This is a genomic window from Longimicrobiaceae bacterium, from assembly GCA_035936415.1.
GTDB lineage: Bacteria > Gemmatimonadota > Gemmatimonadetes > Longimicrobiales > Longimicrobiaceae > JAFAYN01.
This window is the reverse complement of the sequence record DASYWD010000087.1, coordinates 1-18621: the sequence shown is the minus strand read 5'-3', so window position 1 is coordinate 18621 and position 18621 is coordinate 1. Positions and strand designations below refer to the sequence as shown.

16 protein-coding genes are annotated in these 18621 nt (G+C 69.4%); 3 read left to right on the top strand and 13 right to left on the bottom strand.

Features of this window, described 5'->3' with window-relative positions:
• Positions 1–56: 56 nt before the first annotated feature.
• From VGR37_03520 to VGR37_03500, 5 genes are all read right to left on the bottom strand, one after another.
• Positions 57–1733, bottom strand: a complete 1677-nt coding sequence (locus tag VGR37_03520) for a S8 family serine peptidase (GenBank protein ID HEV2146464.1) — start codon at positions 1731–1733, stop codon at positions 57–59.
• A gap of 85 nt (positions 1734–1818) precedes the next feature.
• A complete protein-coding gene (locus VGR37_03515; protein ID HEV2146463.1) occupies positions 1819–2805 on the bottom strand; it encodes a hypothetical protein in 987 nt (328 codons plus the stop codon).
• A 13-nt stretch (positions 2806–2818) separates the two neighbouring features.
• A complete protein-coding gene (locus VGR37_03510) occupies positions 2819–3838 on the bottom strand; it encodes a hypothetical protein (GenBank protein HEV2146462.1) in 1020 nt (339 codons plus the stop codon).
• A 361-nt stretch (positions 3839–4199) separates the two neighbouring features.
• Positions 4200–4586: a response regulator gene (locus VGR37_03505; GenBank protein HEV2146461.1), complete on the bottom strand. Its 387-nt coding sequence runs from the start codon at positions 4584–4586 to the stop codon at positions 4200–4202.
• Positions 4583–4942, bottom strand: a complete 360-nt coding sequence (locus tag VGR37_03500; GenBank protein ID HEV2146460.1) for a hypothetical protein — start codon at positions 4940–4942, stop codon at positions 4583–4585. The genes VGR37_03505 and VGR37_03500 overlap by 4 nt, the downstream gene beginning before the upstream one ends.
• A 176-nt stretch (positions 4943–5118) precedes the next feature.
• Here VGR37_03500 and VGR37_03495 point away from each other — a divergent pair, with 176 nt between their 5' ends.
• Both VGR37_03495 and VGR37_03490 read left to right on the top strand, forming a co-directional pair.
• Positions 5119–5670 (top strand): hypothetical protein, encoded by a 552-nt coding sequence (locus VGR37_03495; GenBank protein HEV2146459.1) that lies wholly within the window; start codon positions 5119–5121, stop codon positions 5668–5670.
• 351 nt (positions 5671–6021) lie between these two features.
• Complete coding sequence (locus VGR37_03490) at positions 6022–6486, top strand: Plug domain-containing protein (protein ID HEV2146458.1); 465 nt, start codon at positions 6022–6024, stop codon at positions 6484–6486.
• Positions 6487–6577: 91 nt separating this feature from the next.
• Here VGR37_03490 and VGR37_03485 read toward each other — a convergent pair whose 3' ends face one another.
• The 8 genes from VGR37_03485 to VGR37_03450 form a co-directional block, all read right to left on the bottom strand.
• On the bottom strand, positions 6578–8074 hold the full coding sequence (locus VGR37_03485) for a SusD/RagB family nutrient-binding outer membrane lipoprotein (protein HEV2146457.1): 1497 nt from the start codon (positions 8072–8074) through the stop codon (positions 6578–6580).
• Positions 8075–8104: 30 nt separating this feature from the next.
• On the bottom strand, positions 8105–11227 hold the full coding sequence (locus VGR37_03480; GenBank protein HEV2146456.1) for a SusC/RagA family TonB-linked outer membrane protein: 3123 nt from the start codon (positions 11225–11227) through the stop codon (positions 8105–8107).
• Positions 11228–11701: 474 nt separating this feature from the next.
• Positions 11702–13705 carry a Na+/H+ antiporter NhaC family protein gene (locus VGR37_03475; protein HEV2146455.1) on the bottom strand — a complete coding sequence of 668 codons (2004 nt, stop codon included), beginning with the start codon at positions 13703–13705 and terminating at the stop codon, positions 11702–11704.
• A 193-nt stretch (positions 13706–13898) separates the two neighbouring features.
• Complete coding sequence (locus VGR37_03470; GenBank protein HEV2146454.1) at positions 13899–14333, bottom strand: biopolymer transporter ExbD; 435 nt, start codon at positions 14331–14333, stop codon at positions 13899–13901.
• An 18-nt stretch (positions 14334–14351) separates the two neighbouring features.
• Complete coding sequence (locus VGR37_03465) at positions 14352–14840, bottom strand: biopolymer transporter ExbD (GenBank protein HEV2146453.1); 489 nt, start codon at positions 14838–14840, stop codon at positions 14352–14354.
• Between the two features lie 2 nt (positions 14841–14842).
• Positions 14843–15541 carry a MotA/TolQ/ExbB proton channel family protein gene (locus VGR37_03460; GenBank protein HEV2146452.1) on the bottom strand — a complete coding sequence of 233 codons (699 nt, stop codon included), beginning with the start codon at positions 15539–15541 and terminating at the stop codon, positions 14843–14845.
• 163 nt (positions 15542–15704) lie between these two features.
• Entirely contained in the window at positions 15705–16478 is a 774-nt protein-coding gene (locus VGR37_03455) for an energy transducer TonB (protein HEV2146451.1), read from the bottom strand.
• A gap of 404 nt (positions 16479–16882) precedes the next feature.
• Positions 16883–17662 (bottom strand): ATP-binding protein, encoded by a 780-nt coding sequence (locus tag VGR37_03450; protein HEV2146450.1) that lies wholly within the window; start codon positions 17660–17662, stop codon positions 16883–16885.
• 125 nt (positions 17663–17787) lie between these two features.
• On the opposite strand from VGR37_03450, the gene VGR37_03445 reads away from it, so the two are divergent.
• The coding region (locus VGR37_03445) for an RDD family protein (GenBank protein ID HEV2146449.1) at positions 17788–18621 on the top strand (834 nt) is incomplete at its 3' end.

The window sequence follows — 18621 nt, the reverse complement described above, 5'->3', positions numbered from 1 at the left end:
CCGCCCCGGCCGACGGCCGGGGCGGCGATGCTGTTTGGGGTCCGCCGCGGCGAGGCTCAGGGCGTCGCGCGATTGGAGCAGACGGTCGTGCCCGCTTCGCAAAGCTGATAGGTGAGCGTCTGTGAACCTACCACCGGATCGTTGTAGCTCCCCGTGTTCGGCACCGTTGCGATCACCACTCCGTTGCGGTACACGTCCACCTGCTGCGTGGTCGCACCCGACCAGGTCAGTTCGTTTGTGGCCACCTCGAAGACGCGCGTCTGCCGAATGGTGAGCGTGATGGGCACGCGGGCGGAAACGGTTCGGGAGCCGGTGTGTCGCGCCCCTTCGTCGTCGCGTACGGTGAGCCGCACCACGTAGTCGCCGGATGCCGCGTAGGTGTGGGCCGGATTGCGGGCGATCGCGGTCGAGCCGTCGCCGAAGTCCCACGACCAGGCTACGATCTGGCCGTCCGCGTCGACGCTCCCATCCGTGAAGGTGCACTCCCACCCGGAGCAGGCGTACGCGAAGTCAGCGATTGGGGCGGTGTTGGCGCCCACCGTGTCGAACCGGCTGAGGAGGAGGTGCGCGTTCGCGGAGTTGGCCCCGATCACCGCATCCTTGGTGGCTGCTTCGTAGAGGCGCTTCCGCACCCCGGCGGGTGTTGCGTCCGGGTGCGCCTCCAGGAAGAGCGCGACCGCGCCCGCCACGTGCGGCGATGCCATGGAGGTGCCGCTGATCGTGTTCGTCGCATCGTCCGCAGACCACCAGCCCGAGGTGATCTGGTCGCCCGGCGCGAACCAGTCGACGCAGCTCCCCCAGTTCGAGAAGTACGCCCGGTAGTCGTACCGGTCGGTCGCGCCCACCGTGATCACCTCCGACACGCGCGCGGGAGAGTAGGCGCAGGCGTCGGTGTTCGCGTTCCCCGCCGCGACCACGTACGTCACCCCGGCCGCGATCGAGCGCCGGACGGCGTCGTCGAACGATTTCACCGCCGGGGCGGACAGGCTCATGTTCGCCACCGCGGGCTTGCGGTGGTTCGCGGTCACCCAGTCCACGCCCGCGATCACCCCACCGACCGAACCGCTCCCCGAGCAGTCCAGGACGCGCACCGACCACAGCGTCGCCCGCTTCGCTACGCCGTACACGTTGCCCCCCACCGTGCCCGCCACGTGGGTGCCATGGCCGTCGCAGTCCCAGCCGTTCTCGCCGTCGCCGATGGCGTCGTAGGCGAAGAACGCGCGACCCCGCCCACCGTTGGCGAACTCGGCGTGGCTGTAGCGGATCCCGGTGTCGAAGACGTAGGCGTGGACGCCCGCGCCCGTGTGCGCGTACGAATAGCCGCCGTCGAGCGGCATCGCGCGCTGGTCGACGCGGTCCAGCCCCCAGGTCGCCCCGGTCTGGAGCTGCACGTCTGCCGCGCCGGCCACGCGGTCCGGCTCGACGTAGGCGACCTGCGGGTTCCGGCGGATGCCCTCCAGGCCGGCCGGCGAGAGCGTGGCGGCGAAGCCCTGGAGCGCGTGCCGGTAGGTGTGGTGCAGCGTGCCGCCGTGCTCGTCGGCCAGGCGGCGCGCGAGCCCCGGCGCGTCCGCGACCCCGGGCGCGAAGACGACGATGTACCGGTCCGGGATGACGTCCGCGGCACCGGCGCGCGCGTACAGGGGTGCGGCGCCCCCGTCCGGGCGTCCGGGATCGGTCGCGTCGGCACAGGCGGAGAGCGCGGCGGCCGCGGCCAGATAGAAGATGCGTCTCACGGGAGTCCCTCCTGCACGAGGGTCCGGGGCGGGCGCGCCGTCGATGGCGCACCCGGGCCGGGCCGTGGTGGCTCGAGCGCGGATCTCACGGCACCACGTCGAACTCGATCAGGTCCTCGTCGATCGCCCGCCGCGTGGTGCCGGGGAGCAGCCCCTCGATCGTCGTGACCAGCACGTTGGTGCCCTCCTGCAGAGGGAGTGTCCCCAGGACGAACAGCGCGACCCGGTCCGCACCCCCAGCAGTGCCCGGGTGGAACCGCGCCGTCACGTCCACGCCATTCAGCAAGGCACGGAAGGTTTCCGGGAACACCGTCTCGCCCGCGACGGAGAACTTCAGCGCCACGGGAGCCGGCGAACGCAGCACCGTGCCCGAGGTGGCGAGGTTCAGGAAGCCGAGAAACCCCTCTGCGTTGTCCACGTTCAGGTTGCCGCGTGTCACCACGCGCGTGTAGCGGGCCGGGCCGATGCTCCAGACGCGCTGGGAGTTCAGCGTGTCGTGCGGCGCCGGGTGGGTGGAATCGGCCGCGGGCTCGCCGTCCGACGGCGGAAGCGGAATGGCGGCGTAGCCCTGGACGTACGTCCGGACGTACCCGGGCGGAAACGGGCTGTCCATCCCGAAACCGGCGAGCGAGCCACCGGGCACGATGCGGTGGGCCGGGGGTGGAAGGGTGTCGCCGGAGAACTCGGTGTCCGGCAGGTCTGCCAGGAACTCCGTACCGGGGATCCCCGGACCGGTGGGTGAGAACGTCGCCTCCGTATCCCCGATCGCGGACCACCCGGCGGGCGTGTAGGTCCCGGCAGCCCAGCCACCCAACTGGAACCCAACGCTCTGGATCGCCTGCTCCGCGCCCGCCGCGTTTGCGACGGTGTAGCGGTAGCGCCACAGGCCCGCCGCGTGGTCGAAGTCGACCTGGACCGCGACGGACGGGATGACGCGGTCCGAGGGAAGCCACCCCGGATAGGGCAGCGGGCTCACCGTACCGACCTGCGCGCGCGCGGGCAGGGCGGAGGCGCAGGCGGCGAGGACCAGCAGAGCGCCGGCCGCGCGCCGCAGTGTGCGTGTGCGTGTCATGGAGTCGCTCCCTTCACTGGTACGAGACCATGCTGCAGTGGACATGGTTGTAGACGAGACGGCCGTCGGGCTTCCGGCCCTTATGCATCTCGCATCGGGTGAATCCGGCGCGCTTCCCCATCCGTTCGAGGAGGTTGAGCCTCTGCAGGCTGTCGCCTGCCTGGTCGTCGAGGTCGATCTCGTGCCCGAGCCGGTGCTCCGCGTGGGGGTTGCGCCAGTTGTTGCTGACGTCGTTGATCCCGCCCTGGAAGAGCGCCGCAGCCGTCAGCAGCAACGGGCTGCCCAGCTCCGCCCGGTGCAGCGCCCCGAAGCGGAGGGTGGGGCCCACGGCGGACGGGTCCAGGTACCAGAAGGTGCCCACCGGGTGGTCCGAAGTGGGGTTGGAGTACGCAATGTTCGCGTCGTCCGGGATCAGGACCAGCCCCGGCACCCGCACCCGCGTCTGGAACTCCTTGCTGGCCTGGTCCATTCCTTTGCACGGGGAGTCCGGGTCGGTGATCCGGTACCAGATCAGGAGCCGCTCGTCCCCCGCGGCGTTCCCGGCCGTGAGCTTCGACTTCAGGACGCCCGCTCCGTCGGTGGGCCCCGCGGCGGGCGCCCACCGGCCCAGCGGGCGCCCCGGGGGCGACTCGTTGGAGTAGTTGTGCCGTGAGCCGTGCCCGCCCACGGGCGTGCCGTAATTGCGCTCGCGGATGCTGTCGACGACCGCCGCCTTCACCGGCTGCTGGGCCCCGTTCACGATGCACGTGATGGTGAAGGTGCCGTCGAAGGTGGGATCGCGATTCAGGATCTGCCGGCCGGACGGCGCCCCGGGGTACCCGCCGTTCGGGTGCACGAGAACGTGCGGGCCGCCCGAACTCGCGCCGCTCTCCGGGCCCGCGGTGTCGGCCGCGACCGGCTGCCCCACGACGTACCGGGCCTCGCCCTCCTCGGTGCGCGTTTCCAGCACGACCGCGGGTCCGTCCGGCGCTCCCGCTTCGGAGAGCGCCCGCTGGACCTCCGGGGCCAGGCGCCCGCCTCCGGGCCCAGCCACGCGATCGGCGGTGCACCCCACCACGGTGAGCAGGAGAGGCAGCCATACGTACGGTGATCCACGCCTTTTCATCCGGCCACCTCTCATGGGAGGGTGTGACAGTGTGACGGATACTGATTGCCACGATGCACGTGGGGTGCCCCGGAACGGGCTGCACGATCCCGTTCCCGCAAGCCGATGCGCGGGGCGCACATCCGCCCTCCGCTCCACAACTCGCGCCGGGGGGCGGCGAAGAAATCCTTTCCGGGGCTGGAACTCTTTGCTTCGTGGGCGGTGTGGAGGTGGGACTCGACCGGGTTCCGTTCACGGCATCAGGACGTCGTACCGCCAGCCCCGCCGAAGTCCTGCGCCTGCGCCCCGGCTACGCGGCCGGCCCTGCGGGGCCGATGAACCGCTGGACCTCCTCGAGCAGGTGCCGCGGCTCCGCCGGCTTGGCGAGGAAGCTGTCCGCCCCCGCCTCGAAGCTCTTCTCCCGGTCGGGCTCCATGGCACGGACGGTGAGCACGATGACGGGGATGCGTGCGGTCTCGGCCGAGCCCTTCAGCCGAGCGGTCGTGGCCCAGCCGTCCGCCCCGGGAAGCATGACGTCCATGATGATCGCATCGGGACGGCGCTGGCGTGCGAGGGCGACCGCCTCCTCCCCACTGGTCGCCACGAGGACCTCGTAGCCGTGGTGGCGCAGGAGGGTGGAGCAGATGTCCAGCGAATCCGGCTCGTCCTCCACGATCAGCACGAGTTTGCCCGTCATCGGTGCCTCGCGGCGGAGGCGTAGATCTTCTGCATGCGGATGGCTCTGTTGTTGGACTGCGGGACGGGTCGACCGCACGGCGCGGCACCCATCCAGGATCGTCCTGACTTCCCGGCTGCGATGCTTCCCGGCGATCCGCGCAAACTCGCCGCGAGCCTGCCCGCTCCGTCAGATCTCCACCGTGGGGGCGCTTCGTCGAGGGCTGCAAGCTCGACCCACGGCTCGCCGTCGGCGGCTCTTTCCAGGCAGGCCTCCACCGCCAGGAGGACCCCATAGCCACGGTGCGTCAGAATGGCGGAAAAGATGACGAGGTTGCCTTCCTGGTCGTCCACGGTGAGAAGAACTGTCTGGGTCACGGCGCCTCCTTGGAGCCACGCGCCATCCGGCCGGACGCACCCCACCTCGGCCGGATGCGTGTGCTGGCCGATTCCACGCCACATACTTGCGGACATATCGTAAACATCCTAGCTTGCCCTTGAGGCCGCTCCACATCGGGAGCACCTCTGCAGTTCACCATGGAGAAAGCACACACATGCTCAGAAGCCTCATCGCTCTCCCACTCGCGCTGGCCTTCGTCGCCGGTTGCCAGGACGCAAACTCCGGCCGTGTCGTGGGTCCGTCTGCTCCGCCCTCCCTCAGCATGTCCGGAGAGCAGGTCTTCTCGGTTGCCCTCGATGGACTGAACACCGTGAAGAAAGAGGGACGGGTCACCGTAACTGCAACCCCTAGCGGGGGAGTGGCGCCCTACTACTACTACTGGTACGAGGAGATTTGCGACGACATCTGCTATCCTCCCAGCTTCCTGAGTTCTCAGTCCGGGTGGGGCGCTAATTCGGCATCGGTCTGGATCTCGTCGATGGACTCGAAGAAGGTCGTGACGGTGCAGGTTCTGGACAGTCAGGGAGCCTATGCAACCGGCAGTCAGGCTCACGAGATTCTCGGCCCGGCATCCTTCCAGATGGGATCGGGAGGAATCACGAACTTCTGCGGTGGTACTCCCAACTGGTACCCGTTCCGGGACAGCACTGGGGACTACGCACGAAATACATGCAACGGATCGAAGATGCGTCCGCCCAGCGTCTAGCCCGGGCTACTATCTGTCCAACCTCGACAGGGCCTCCCCGGACGGGAGGCCCTCTGTGTCAATGGCGGGCGAATTTCATCCGCCGCTCACGGTGCGGGAGCCCCGGCCGTGAACCGGCCTCTTCCGCGTCTCTGAGCGAAACAGCGCGCTGTTAAATTTCGAATCTGTTGTACGGCAACAACTTACAATAAATTGGCTCGGTCTATGCATCGGCTCGATTCCGCAGGGCGGGGACGCGGTGATGCGCGGTGGAGGGCACGTGTCGCCCCGGACGGATGTGAGGCTCTACACCCGAGACCTGGCCTGATCGGACCTATTCCCCCTCCAGCAACGTATTGCATGGAGGCTACGATGGGCAAGCACAACTCACGACTGGTCGGCGCCGCACTTGGTTGCGCGCTCCTCACCGCCTGTGCCGGCGCCGCCGGCCCGGCGAGCCACTCGGGGCAGTCCTTCGCGCCTGAAAGGTCGGCGGCGCGGCGGATCAGCGCCACGGTGATCGACGGGGAGCACATCTGGCGGCGGGGCGGGAACCTCCTTACCGCACTCCGCAGCCGCGTGGCCGGGCTGCAGATCCGGCGCACGGGCGGGTGCCCGAGCATCTCGCTGCGGGGGAAGCGCACGCTGGTAGGCCCCTCGAACCCGCAGGTCTACGTGAACGGCGCGCGCGCCGTGGACACCTGCATCCTGGAGATGACCGCGGCCGAGGACGTGGACCGGATCGAGGTGTACCCGATGGGAGTGACGGGACGGCCGGGTGTTCAGAACCATCCGTACGGGATCATCCTGGTCTTCCTGCGGAACGGATCGCGCTGAGGGACCCGGCGGACGAGGTGGAGACCGGAGAGCAAAAAAAGCCCCCCGGAAACCGGGGGGCCTTTTCCAGCTCAGACTGACCGGGCGGGGATTACAGATCCCACCACACCGGGGTGTTGAAGGTCAGCCCGCCGCCCTGCCGCGTGACGGCTGCCTGCAGGTTCTCGTTGTTCACCGACTGCTCGTTGGTCGGGTACGGGAGCCGCACCGGAACGCGACGGCTGTTGACCGCTCTCGGACCGGGGGTGATGTTGGGCACACCGGTGCGGCGCCAGTCGATCCACGCCTCCGGCCCGTTGCCGTAGAGCGCGATCCACTTCTGCAGGTAGATGCTGTTCAGCCCGCTGTACTGCACGCGGGGCTGCGCCAGGTAGGCATCGATCTGCGCCTGCGAGATCCCGTAGAACTGCATGTTGGCCTGGATGGCCCGGCGGTACAGGTCCGCCGCGTTCCCGGCGATCCAGCCGCGCTCCGCCGCCTCCGCCTGGAGGAAGAGAACCTCGGCGTACGTCATGATCGGCGAGGGCGCGTCCAGCGCGAGGAAGAAGTCCCCGATGCGGGACAGCGTCGGGAACGACGCCACCTGGTTCGCCGCGTTCTGTGCCCCGTTGTACAGCTCGTAGTTGCTCGGATCCTTTCCGGCGTGCACCGGCGGAAGCGTCGCGTATACCGGGAGCCGCGGGTCGGACAGGTTCCGCAGCGTGTCCACGATCGTCTGGCTGATCGTGTGGTCGAACCGACCCTGGTCGAAGAAGAACGAATGGATCGGGCTGTGCGTCGGCTTGGACGTCGTCCACCGCATCAGCGCGTTGTCCGCATTGGCCGTGAAGACGCCGGCGCTCATCGCGGCCTGGAACTGGGCCTTCGGATCGATATTCGCCGCCGCCAGCTCGGACGGCTTCTTCGCGACGAGCTCCGAGAGACGCATCGAGTGCCGCAGCCGCAGCGAGTTGGCGAGCTTCCGCCACTTGTTCATGTCGCCCTGATAGATCAGGTCGGCGGCACCGAACCCGCCCTGCCCCGGCTGGATCATCTGGCTGGCGTTCGCCAGCTCGGTGAGGATCCCGCGGTAGATGACCGGTTGCGGGTCGTACTTCGGGCGCGCGGCAGCGGCATTCCCCGTAATGGTCTCCAGACCCTTGGAGGCCTCGGTGTACGGGATGTCGCCGTACGTGTCCGTCGCGACGCCGAAGATCCACTGCTGCAGGATCTTGCCGCTGGCGACCTGGTTCGGGCGGTTGTTCGCCTGCGCCTTCTCGATCACCTGGCCCACGTCGGCCAGCGACCCGGCGTAGAACGAGTTCCAGAACGCGTTGTTCGTAGAGACCCGGATGAAGTACCGGTCCTCGTTGGTGTACTGGATCTTCGCGAAGTGCTGGACCCAGAGCGCCGTGTGGTTCAGGTGAAGCCCGGAGCCGAACACCAGCCGGCTGCTCGACTGGATCGCCTGCGGGAAGAGGAGCTCAGCGCTCACATCCTCCGGGGCGTTCGGGTTCACATTCAGCTCCGTCAGCCCGTCGTCGCAGGCACTCGCCATGAAGGCGAGTGCCAGCACCGACGCGGACTTCTTGATATGGCTCAGTTTCATTTGATCGTTGCCTCTATGTGTGGCGCCGGCTCACGGCGTGACGACGACGTTGAACCCGATGCTCCGCGCCGTCGGGAGCTGGCCGAACTCGAAGCCCTGCGCGTTGCTCGCGTCGAACGCGGTCTCCGGGTCGATGTGCGGCGCATCGGTCTTGAGCCACAGGTTGCGGCCGACCACCGCCAGGTTCATCCCGGACACACCCACACGACGGGTGAAGTTGCTCGGGATGTTGTAGCCCAGCCGGACCTCGCGCAGCTTGGTGAAGCTGGCGTCGAGGATGTGCGCCTCGTGCAGGTCGTACAGCCCCTGGTAGTAGGCCTCCGCCGACACCGGGATGTCGTTCGGGGTTCCATCGGCCTTCACCCCCGGGATGATCAGGCCCGTCTCCGCCGTGCAGGCCGGAAGGGCGCCGCCGCAGCGGCCGCGGGCGGTCTCCGCCAGGACGCCGGCGTACTGCCCGAACATGTTGGTCACCGAGAAGATCTCGCCGCCCTGCCGGGTGTCGACCAGGAAGCTGAAGTCGAGCCCGCCGTAGCTGAGGCGGTTGCTGATGCTCCCCGTCCAGTCCGGGTTGTAGTTTCCGAGCACCTGCAGCTCATCGGCGGCCGACGGCCGTCCGTTCGAGCCGATGATCAGGCGGCCCTGCTCGTCACGATTGTACGCCTTCCCGAACAGCGTCCCGTACGGCTGGCCCGCCCGGGCCTCGACGTTGACGCTCCAGTACGTGCCGAGCACGAGCGACTCCACGCCCTCGGCGAGCTCGACCACCCGGCTGCGGTTGCGGGCGTAGTTGCCGATGACCTCCCACTCGAAGCCGTTGTCCATGCGGACCGGCACGGCGCTGAGCTGCAGCTCGACACCCTTGTTGGACATCGTGCCCGCGTTCATCACGCGCGTCGTGTAGCCGCTGGTCGGCGAGATCGGCACCCGGACGATCTGGTCAGTGGTCTTGGAGTCGTAGTAGGTCGCGTCGATCCCGAGCCGGTCGCTCAGGAAGCGGACGTCGGCACCGACCTCCCAGGCCTCCGTGCTCTCCGGCCTCAGGTCCGGGTTGGGCACGGTGTTCCCCACCGCGAAGGCCGGGACGCCGTTGAACACGTCCACCGCCGAGTACACGGCGCGGAGCATGTACGGGTCCGCGTCGCTGCCGACGCGGGTCCAGCCGCCGCGCAGCTTGCCGAAGGAGAGCAGGCTGCCGCCGAAGCTCGGGAACGCGTCGGTGAAGACGAAGCTCGTCGAGACGGAGGGGTAGAAGTACGAGTTGTTGGCCTCCGGCAGCGTGGAAGACCAGTCGTTGCGGCCGGTCACGTCCACGAACCAGAAGTTGCGGAACCCGAACTGCGCCTGCCCGTAGAGCGAGTTGACCCGACGCCGGGTGAGGTTGTCCGTCACGTACGGCTTGGCCGCCGAGTTCCCCAGGTTGTACACGTAGGGGATGCTCAGGTCGTTGACCTCGACCCAGTTGCTGTTCCGCCGCACGTCGCGGCGGTTGCCGCCGAAGTTCGCCGAGAGGCTGAAGTCGCTGGTCAGGTCGCGCTCGGCGGAGAGCAGGAACTCCGAGTTGGTCTCCTGCTGGAAGATGATGTTCTCGGTGTACGCGCCGTTGGCCCCGATGCCGCCTTCACCGATGCTGATGCCGCCGAGAGTGCCCGCGGCGAAGGTCCGCTTGCGGCGGTCCTCGTACCAGTCGGTGCCGGTGCGCACCGTGGCGTTCAGCCAGTCGGTGAAGCGGTAGTTGGCCGAACCGCTCCCGATCAGGCGGTCGCGATTGTCGAAGTTCCGGTTCTCGAGCGCGATCCAGTACGGGTTGTTGTGGTAACTGTAGTTCCAGTTCACCATCTGCTTCCCGCGGTTCTGCTCGTACGCCTCCTTGAGCTGGCGCATGTCCACCTGGCGCCCGAACCAGATGAACTGCTGCATCGGGTTGTCGCCCTCGTACCCGACGCCCGGACGGTTCTCACCGTCGGCGTTGATGTACTGGACGGAACCGTTGGCGGTGAAGCGCGAGGTGAGGTTCGCGATCCCGCTCAGCGCGACGGTCGTACGATCCAGGCCGAAGCCGGGATACATCCCGTCCACGTTGGTGTTGTTGAGCGAGAGGCGGACGCTCGCGTTGTCCGCGTTCGCCGCCAGCGCGACGTTCGTGTTGAGCGTGCGGCCGGTCTCGAAGAAGTCGCGCACGTTGTTCGGGTTGGCCACCCAGGGCCCCTCGCCGAACCACTGCTTCCGGATGCTCCCGTCCAGGCGCGGACCCCAGCTCTCGTCGACACCGTCGTTGACGCCGCCGTAGTTGCCGTCCACGTACTCGAAGCGCCCGGAGAGCCCCTGCCCGTACTCGTTCTGGTAGTCGGGCAGGCGCAGCGGGGTCTCGAAGGTCACGTTGCTGCTGGCGGTGATCCCCAGCCCCGTGGCGCTCTTGCCCTTCTTGGTCGTGATGACGATCGCACCGTTGGCCGCGCGGGAGCCGTAGAGCGCCGCCGCGTTGGGCCCCTTCAGGATGCTGATCGACTCGACGTCATTGGGGTTGATGTCCTGCGCCGCGTTGCCGTAGTCGACGCCGCCGTACCCCGCCAGGCGCGGGGACGAGTTGTCGATCGGCACGCCGTCGACCACGAAGAGCGGCTGGTTGTTGCCGCTGATCGAGTTCGCGCCGCGGATGACGATGCGCGACGAGCCGCCCTGCGGACCGGCGTTCGTGACGGTCACGCCGGCGGCCTTTCCGGCCAGCGCGTTGACGAGGTTCGTCTCGCGGGCCTGGGTCAGCTCCTCGCCCCGGACGGCCTGCACCGAGGTGCCGACGGCGCGCTCCTGCTGCGTGATGCCCAGCGCCGTGACGATCAGCCCCTCGAGGGCGACGGCCTGCGGCGCGAGGGTGACGTTCACCGTGTTGCCGGAGATCGCGGCGTCCGAGGTCGTCACCGACTGGCCGGTGAAGACGAGGCGGTCCGCGCCCGCCGGCACCTGGATGGAGTAGCGGCCGTCGGCGTCCGTCACGGCGCGCACGTTCGTCCCGCGGACGGTAACGACCACCCCGGCGAGCGGCTGCCCGGTGCTGGAGGTCACCGTGCCGGTGACCACCCGGCCCTGCGCCGATGCGTGCTCGGCACCGAGCACGAGGCAGGCCGTGGTCATTGCCACTAGCAGTTTATTCATCGTTGTCCTTGTGCAGAGAGCAATGCGTGAGTCGAACAGGATCCATCCGGATCCGTCCCGTTTCATCGTGGAGGTCGAGGCATGGCTCCGACCCCCTGACGCGGGAATGTCGGACTAGGTGACGGTCATGGCGCGCCTCCTTCGGTGGGTGAGCGGAAAGCCGATTCCAGCAGCACGGCTGAATGCGCCGAAGCGCCAGGGCACGACGGCTCGCGCCCGCCATCCCCGGCATCAGGAACTCTGCTCCAACTCGCGGCAGCGGGCTGCCCCGCTGTCCTGACGGGCCCGGCCCGGTGGGCCGGAAGCCAAATCATTCGATTGACGAGGCCCCGGTGGGGCTTTTGCGATCGGAATCCCGGAGACCAGGCAGATCTGGCCTAACTGTAAGGAACGACAGCTACTATAGAACGACCGTTCGAACAAGTCAAGGGAGCGCTGCTCACGGCGCAGCGGCCCGGCCGCGGGACGCTCCGGCTACACCGCGTCGTGGACCGCCGTCCGCGCCTCGCGGGGAGTGAGGGTCGCCAGCGTCCCCACGTCCGTGGGCCTGCCCACGAAGCGGACCACCAGCACGAGGATCACCGCCCCCACCGCCAGCGACACCCAGGGGCTGAGCCCGTAGGCGGTGGGCACGTCGCCCACGGCCATCCCGACCAGGGCGACCACCAGCGCGTAGGGGAGCTGGGTCCGCACGTGGTCCATGTGGTCGCACGCCGAAGCCATGGAGCTCATCACCGTGGTGTCCGATATGGGCGAGCAGTGGTCCCCGAAGATGGACCCCGCGAGCACAGACGACACCACCCCCAGGAGGATGGTGTAGTGTCCCCCGTCTCCCAGCTCCCCCGCGGCGGTGAGCGACGCCCCGAGCGGAATCACGAGCGGGAGGAGGATGGCCATGGTCCCCCACGAGGTCCCCGTGGCGAACGAGATCGCCGCCGCCACGGCGAAGACGATCACCGGGAGCAGCTGTGCGGAGACGTTCCCCTGCAGGATCGAGCTCACGTACTGCGCCGTCCCCAGCACCTCCGTGACGCTCCCGAGCGACCACGCGAGCACCAGGATGACCATCGCCAGCACCATGGAGCGGACACCCGTCAGCCAGGCCGCCATGGTCTCCTGGACGCTCAGGATCCGCTGGCCGAGCGTCAGCACGATGGCCGTGATGCTCCCCAGGAGCGACGCCCAGAGGAGGACGTGGAACGAGTTCGCCTCCCCGAAGACCTCGCGCAGCGAGTGGTCCCCCGGCCCCAGCGCGCCGCGCCCGCTGAAGTACAGCCCCAGGAGGACGGTGAGGACCACCGCCAGCACCGGTACCGCGGCGTTCACCCAGCGCAGCGGCGCGCCTTCGGGCGGGTCCATGGCCCCGGTGGAGGTGTCGGTCAGGAGGGCGGCGCCCGCCCGGTGCACCCCGCCCCCGGTCCGCGCGCGCACCTCCGCGCGGTACATGGGCCCGAAGTCGCGCCGCATCCAGATCACCAGCAGGACGAAGAGGAGCGCCAGGAGCGGGTAGAAGCGGTACGGGATGGTGTCGATGAAGACGTTGAACGCGCTCGCGTCGGCCAGCCGCCGCCCGAGCTCGGGGTCGCGCGCCGCCACCGCCACGGACGCCGACTGCAGCCCGTCGGCGATCAGCGAGATCTCGTACCCCACCCAGGTGGACACGAACATGATGCTCGCGACCGGGGCGGAGGTGGAGTCCACCACGTAGGCCAGCTTCTCCCGCGACACCTTCAGCCGGTCCGTGACCGGCCGCATGGTGTTGCCGACGATCAGCGTGTTCGCGTAGTCGTCGAAGAAGATGGCGAGCCCCTGGACGTACGTCGCGAAGAGCCCCCGCCGGGGCGTGGTGGCGAGCGGGGAAAGGCGCTCGACGATGCCGAACGTCCCGCCGTTCCTCCCGATCACCCCCACCATCCCCCCGATCATCAGGGAGAAGAGGATGATGGCTGCGTGGTCGGAGTCCGCCAGCTCCGGGAGCGCGAAGGTGTCCACCGTGCGCAGCACGGCCGTGAACGGGTTCAGCCCGGTCCAGAGGAAGGCGCCCAGCCAGACTCCCGCGAAGAGGGCGATCACCACCTCGCGGAAGATCAGGGCCAGCGCGATGGCCAGGAGCGGCGGGACCAGCGACACCCAGGCGGGGAGGTACCGGGGCGCCACCTGCGCCTGCGCGCCCCCGGCCACAACGCGGAGCGGGAGCTGGGCCCGCGCCGTGATCGCCACCCCCTCCAACTTGTTCTCGCCGGGGTTCAGCGTCCCGGATGCCAGCTCGGCCCCGTCCGCGGCAACCACGGAGTACGGAGCGAGAGCGGCGCCCTCCGGCAGCGTGACGGTGATGGGGAGGGGCGCGCCGGGGATGGCGACCGCGGGACCGGCGACCTCGGGGGGGGAACCATCCTGGGCACTCGCGCCGGCCCCCGTCGCGGCCAGGAGCAGCAGGACGGGGAGGGCGGCGTGGAGCCACCGGAGCGTTCGGGACATGGGAGCGGGATCGGGGTGGAACCGGGCCGGCGGCGGGGCCGCGGGGGGTCGCAGCGCACTCCGCGCCACGCGATAATACCGGCCGCGCCGCCGGGTCGCAACCAGCGCGCCCCGGGGAGACCGGGGCGCGCAGAAAAAAACGGCCCCCCAGGGAAGCTTCCCCGAGGGGCCGAGAGACCGTCGGACGGAACGTTCAGGTGGTGGGCGCCGGCGCGGCGTCGGGGCGCGGGACGAGCCCGACGACCTCCACGCCCGCGGCGCGGGTGGCGTCGACCGCGTAGATCACCTGTCCGTAGGTGAGGTTCTCCGCACCCTTCACGAAGATCACCTTCCGCGGACGCGGGGCGAACACCTCGCGGAGCCGTTCCTCCAGCGCCGTGGGCTGGATGGGCTCCTGGTTGAGGAAGTACTCCGGCCCCGGCCGGATGTCCAGAACGATCTGGTCGACGTTCTGGGCGACCTCCTGCTTCTCCTTCTTCACCGGCGGGACCTGAACGCTGACGCCGCGCTGGAGTCCCTGCTGCACCACCATGAAGATGATGAGCAGCACCAGGAGCACGTCGATCATCGGCGTCATGTTGATCTCGTTCATGGCGCCGCCCTTCTTGCCGCCTACTCCCATCGCCATGGGCTGTCTCCTCCTGCCTCAGGATCCCGGCTTGGGCGTAACGCCCTTCGGGAGCTCGGTGATGGCGCCGATGCGGCTGACCTCGGCCTCGCGCGCCGCGTCGATCGCGGTCAGCACCTTGTCGTATCCCACGCCGTGGTCGGCCTTGAGGTACAGGACGTGGTCGTCCGGCGACCGGGTGCGGTAGGCCTCCCGCAGCCGCTGCGCGAGCTGCGCCGGGGGAATCGGCCCGGGGTTCGGGGTGTCCTCGATCCAGTATCTTCCCTGCGCGTCGATCCCGAGGGTGACCCGGTCGTCCTTCTCGGGGGCCGCGGTCCGCGCCTTGGGCAGGACCGCGGTGTACCCGGCGAGGGCCGGCGTCACCACCATGAAGATGATGAGGAGCACCAGCATCACGTCGATCATCGGGGTGACGTTGATGTCGGCCGTCACGTCGGTGTCGACACCCGCGAGCGTGGGGAGCGCCGAGCCCCCGAACGACGCGTTCCCGCCGATTCTCGATGCCATGCTCAGTCTCCGTAGGCGCGGCCGGACGAGATCTCGCGCTTCGCCTGCCTCTCCATCATCCAGTCGATCATCTCACGACCGGCGTAGGCGAGCTCCGAGAAGAGCGTGTCCAGCCGCGCGGTGAAGTAGTTGTACAGCCACACCGCCGGGATCGCCGCGATCAGGCCGATCGCCGTCGCGATGAGCGCCTCGGCGATACCCGCGGACACCGCCTCGAGGCCGGCGCCGGACTGGCCCATGCCGGTGAACGCGTTCACGATGCCCAGCGTGGTGCCGAGCAGCCCCACGAACGGGGCGGTCGCGCCGACGGTGGCCAGGAGCCCCAGGCCCGACTTCAGGTCGTTGGCCAGCAGGATCTGCTCACGCTCCACGGAGCGCTCCGCCGAGGTGATCGCGGCGGCGGCGACGCGCGGGTCGTCGAGGAGCGGAGCCACCTCGCGGAGGGACTCGCCGAGCACCCGGGCCACGTGGGAGTTGGGGTACTGCTCGGTGAGCGCGAGCGCCTCGGGGATGTTGTCATTCTCCAGCGCCTGGGAGAAGCCCGGGGCAAAGGCACGCGTGGCGGTGGCCATCTTGCGGAAGCGGAGCCACTTGGCCACCGCGACCGCCAGGGAGATAATGCTCATCAGGATCAGGATGATGATGATCCCCCTGTTGAACCAACCGGTCTGCTCCCACAGGTGCTGAAGATCCATCTGCATGGCTGCGTTCTCCTTGGCGCTCGTGCGCTCGTCGAGATGTTCTCTGTCCGTCCGGGTGCACCCCCGATCGGGTGCACCGCCAGTGTCTCTGCTCGATCCTATCTTTTCTTACGGCCCGGATCAAGGGGCCGCGCCACCCGGAGACTTCGGGTGAGGTGCCCGGCTACCTCTCCAGCGTCCAGCTGACCGGCATGGTCACCAGCACCGGGACCGCCCGGCCACCCACCTTCGCCGGCTTGAAGGACATCTTCTCGCCCACCTTGGTGGACGCCTCGCCGAAGGCGTCGTGCGTGGACGAGACCACGGAGATGCTCCCGGGGTCCACGCGCCCCTGCGCGTTCACCACAAACTTGATCGTCGCCTGCCCGGTGATCCCCGCGTCGCGGAGAAGGGGCGGATAGAGGCGCTGGAGGAGGCGCGCGACCTCGGCCCGGTTGCGAAGCTCCGGCTTCTCCTCGGCCAGGTTCACGTCGATCGGGACCGTCCCCGTGTTGTCTTCCTTCTTGTTCGCCATGTTCTGGGCGGTGCCGCCCTCGATCCCCTTCGAGGTCCCGCCGGAGACGCCGACGCCGGAGAAGTCCTCGACGTTGACCGCCTTCTGGTTGAGGTCCACGTCCGGGATCTTGGGCGGGGGCTCCGTCGGCGGCACCAGCTCCTGGAAGCCCTTGGCCACCGGGGGCGGAGCCGTCTCGGGCTCGGGCGGCGGCGGCGGGGGCGGCTCCTCGGCCTTGGGAGGCTCGGGCGCCTTGGGCTGCTCCGGCTCGATCTCCATGTAGGCGACGACCTCCTCCTTGACCTTCCGCCCCACCTCCGTGTGCTCGCTCGCGTACACGGCCCCGCCCAGCAGGAGCACGTGCGCCGCGACCGACGCGATGATGGTGGTCGGCGAGATGGCCTTGTTCTTCCGCCCTTCCGACGCCACTAGCTTGTTGAACATGTGGGAACCCCCTTCAAACAGTATTCAGGAGCCGGCGATTTGCAGGTGCGGCGCTCGGGCTCGTGCCGGCTCCCCGTCGGCGGAACCGCGCCAGCGCTGGCGGTGGGAACCGCCGCGAAACTACTCGTGCTCGATGCGCCGCCCCGATGAGCCGGCGCCCCGCCCTCCCCCGGACCCCCGGGTTCCCCGTTTCTACTAGCGAACGTTAGATCGAAAACCTCACCCCTCTCTTCATCCGTACGGGATGCCAGCCGGGATGCGAACGCGTTGTGGGGTTTTTTGTCCAAGGACTCTGTAACCTGCAGAAGCTGTAGGCGAAAGTCAAGACGACGGAGGTGCCGTCCAGCAAAGCGAGCGTAACAACACCCCACCTCGCCGGAAGATCCCCGTCAAGGCGCGGAAAATCAGACACTTCGCCCTCGCGTCCGGCCCCGTTCCGCGGCCCCCGCCGCCCCGTCGGCGCGCGGGAGCTCGACCGTGAACGCGGCGCCCCGTCCCGGCTCGCTGTGCACCCGGATCGTCCCGCCGTGCTCGGCGACGATGCCGTGGACCGGGCCGAGCCCCAGCCCCGTCCCCTTTCCGGGCTCCGGAGTGGTCCAGGACGGATCGAAGATCCGCTCCAGGTGGTCCTCCGGGATCCCCGGGCCACTGTCCACCACGTGGAGCGAGACCCCCAGGGCGCCGGGGCGGGTGCGTACCTCCAGCCGCCGCTCCCCGGGGTGTCCCGCAAGGGCGTGCTCGGCGTTGAGCACCAGGTTGAGCACCACCTGCTCCAGCTCGCCCCGGACCGCGAGGACCAGCGGGAGGTCGCCGGCCAGGTCGTCCCGGACCTCGACGCCGTGGGTCTGCAAGGCGTAGCCGCGGAGCGCCAGGACCTGCCGGACCACCTCGTTGAGCTGCACGGGCGTTCGCGCCCCGGCGCTCCGCTCGGTCTGCCGCACCGCCAGCCGGAGGTCTGCCACGATGCTGGCGGCGCGCGCCGCCTCCCGCTCGATGGCCTCCAGCGCCTCGCGATCCTCCGCAGGGCGCTCGTCCAGCAGGAGGAGCTGGGCGAAGCTCTTGATGGCGGCGAGCGGATTGTTCAGCTCGTGCGCCGCCCCGCTCACCAGGGCGCCCAGGCTCGCCAGCCGCTCGGCGCGGGGGACCCGGGTGCCGGGCTCGGCCTCGAAGAAGTTGGCTGGCATGGCGGAAGGGTATCACTCCGGGGCCGCCGTGGAAACCCTCCCCGTTGCCGTCCTGGCGGTGCAGCCCGCATCTTTCCCGCAGCACCGTGCCGCCGCCGCGACCCAGGCCCACGCATTCCGCGCCCATGCACCCCGCGTCCCCCGGCACACGCCCCGCCGCCCCGCCCACGCTCGTGGACCGCCAGGTGGAGGTGGAGACCCCCGAGCACGTGGCGGTGGGCTACGACCTGGCGGACCTCGGGTCGCGCTTCGCCGCGCTGCTGGCCGACGGACTGCTGGTGGCGTGCGGGATCGCCGTTTTCGCCCTGGGGCTCCCGCTCCTGGGGCTCGCCCTGGGGGTGTCGGGGTGGCTGGCCGGGGCAGGGCTGGCGGCGGTCATCCTCCTGGTGTTCGCCTGGACGTGGGGGTACTTCGTGTACTTCGAGGGGCTGCGCGACGGGCAGACCCCGGGGAAGCGGTGGATGGGGATCCGGGTGGTGCACGACGGCGGGTACCCCGTGAGCGTGCAGGGGGCCGCCGTACGCAACCTGCTGCGCATCCTCGACATGCAACCGGGGGCGACCTGGCTGGTGGGGGGCACGGCGATGATGCTCCACGGCCAGACCAAGCGCCTGGGCGACATGGCCGCCGGGACGGTGGTGGTGCGGGAGCGCACGGCGGCGCTCCTCCCGGAGGAGGCCGCGGCGCATGCCGCTGCCGCCGGCCCGCCCCGCCTCACGCCCGAGGAGATGGACACGCTGGCGAAGTACGTGGCCCGGCGGGAGTCGCTGCGGCCGGAGGTGCGCCACGGGCTGGCGAAGCGCCTGCTGGAGCGGCTGGAGCGCCACGCCATGGACGACCCGCGCCGCCCCCGCATGACGGCCGACGCGTTCCTAGTGGAGCTGCACGCGGAGGAGGCCGGCCGCCACGCCGCGCGGGGTGCCGGAGGGAGGGGGACGGCGCAGGCCGCGGGGCTGGTC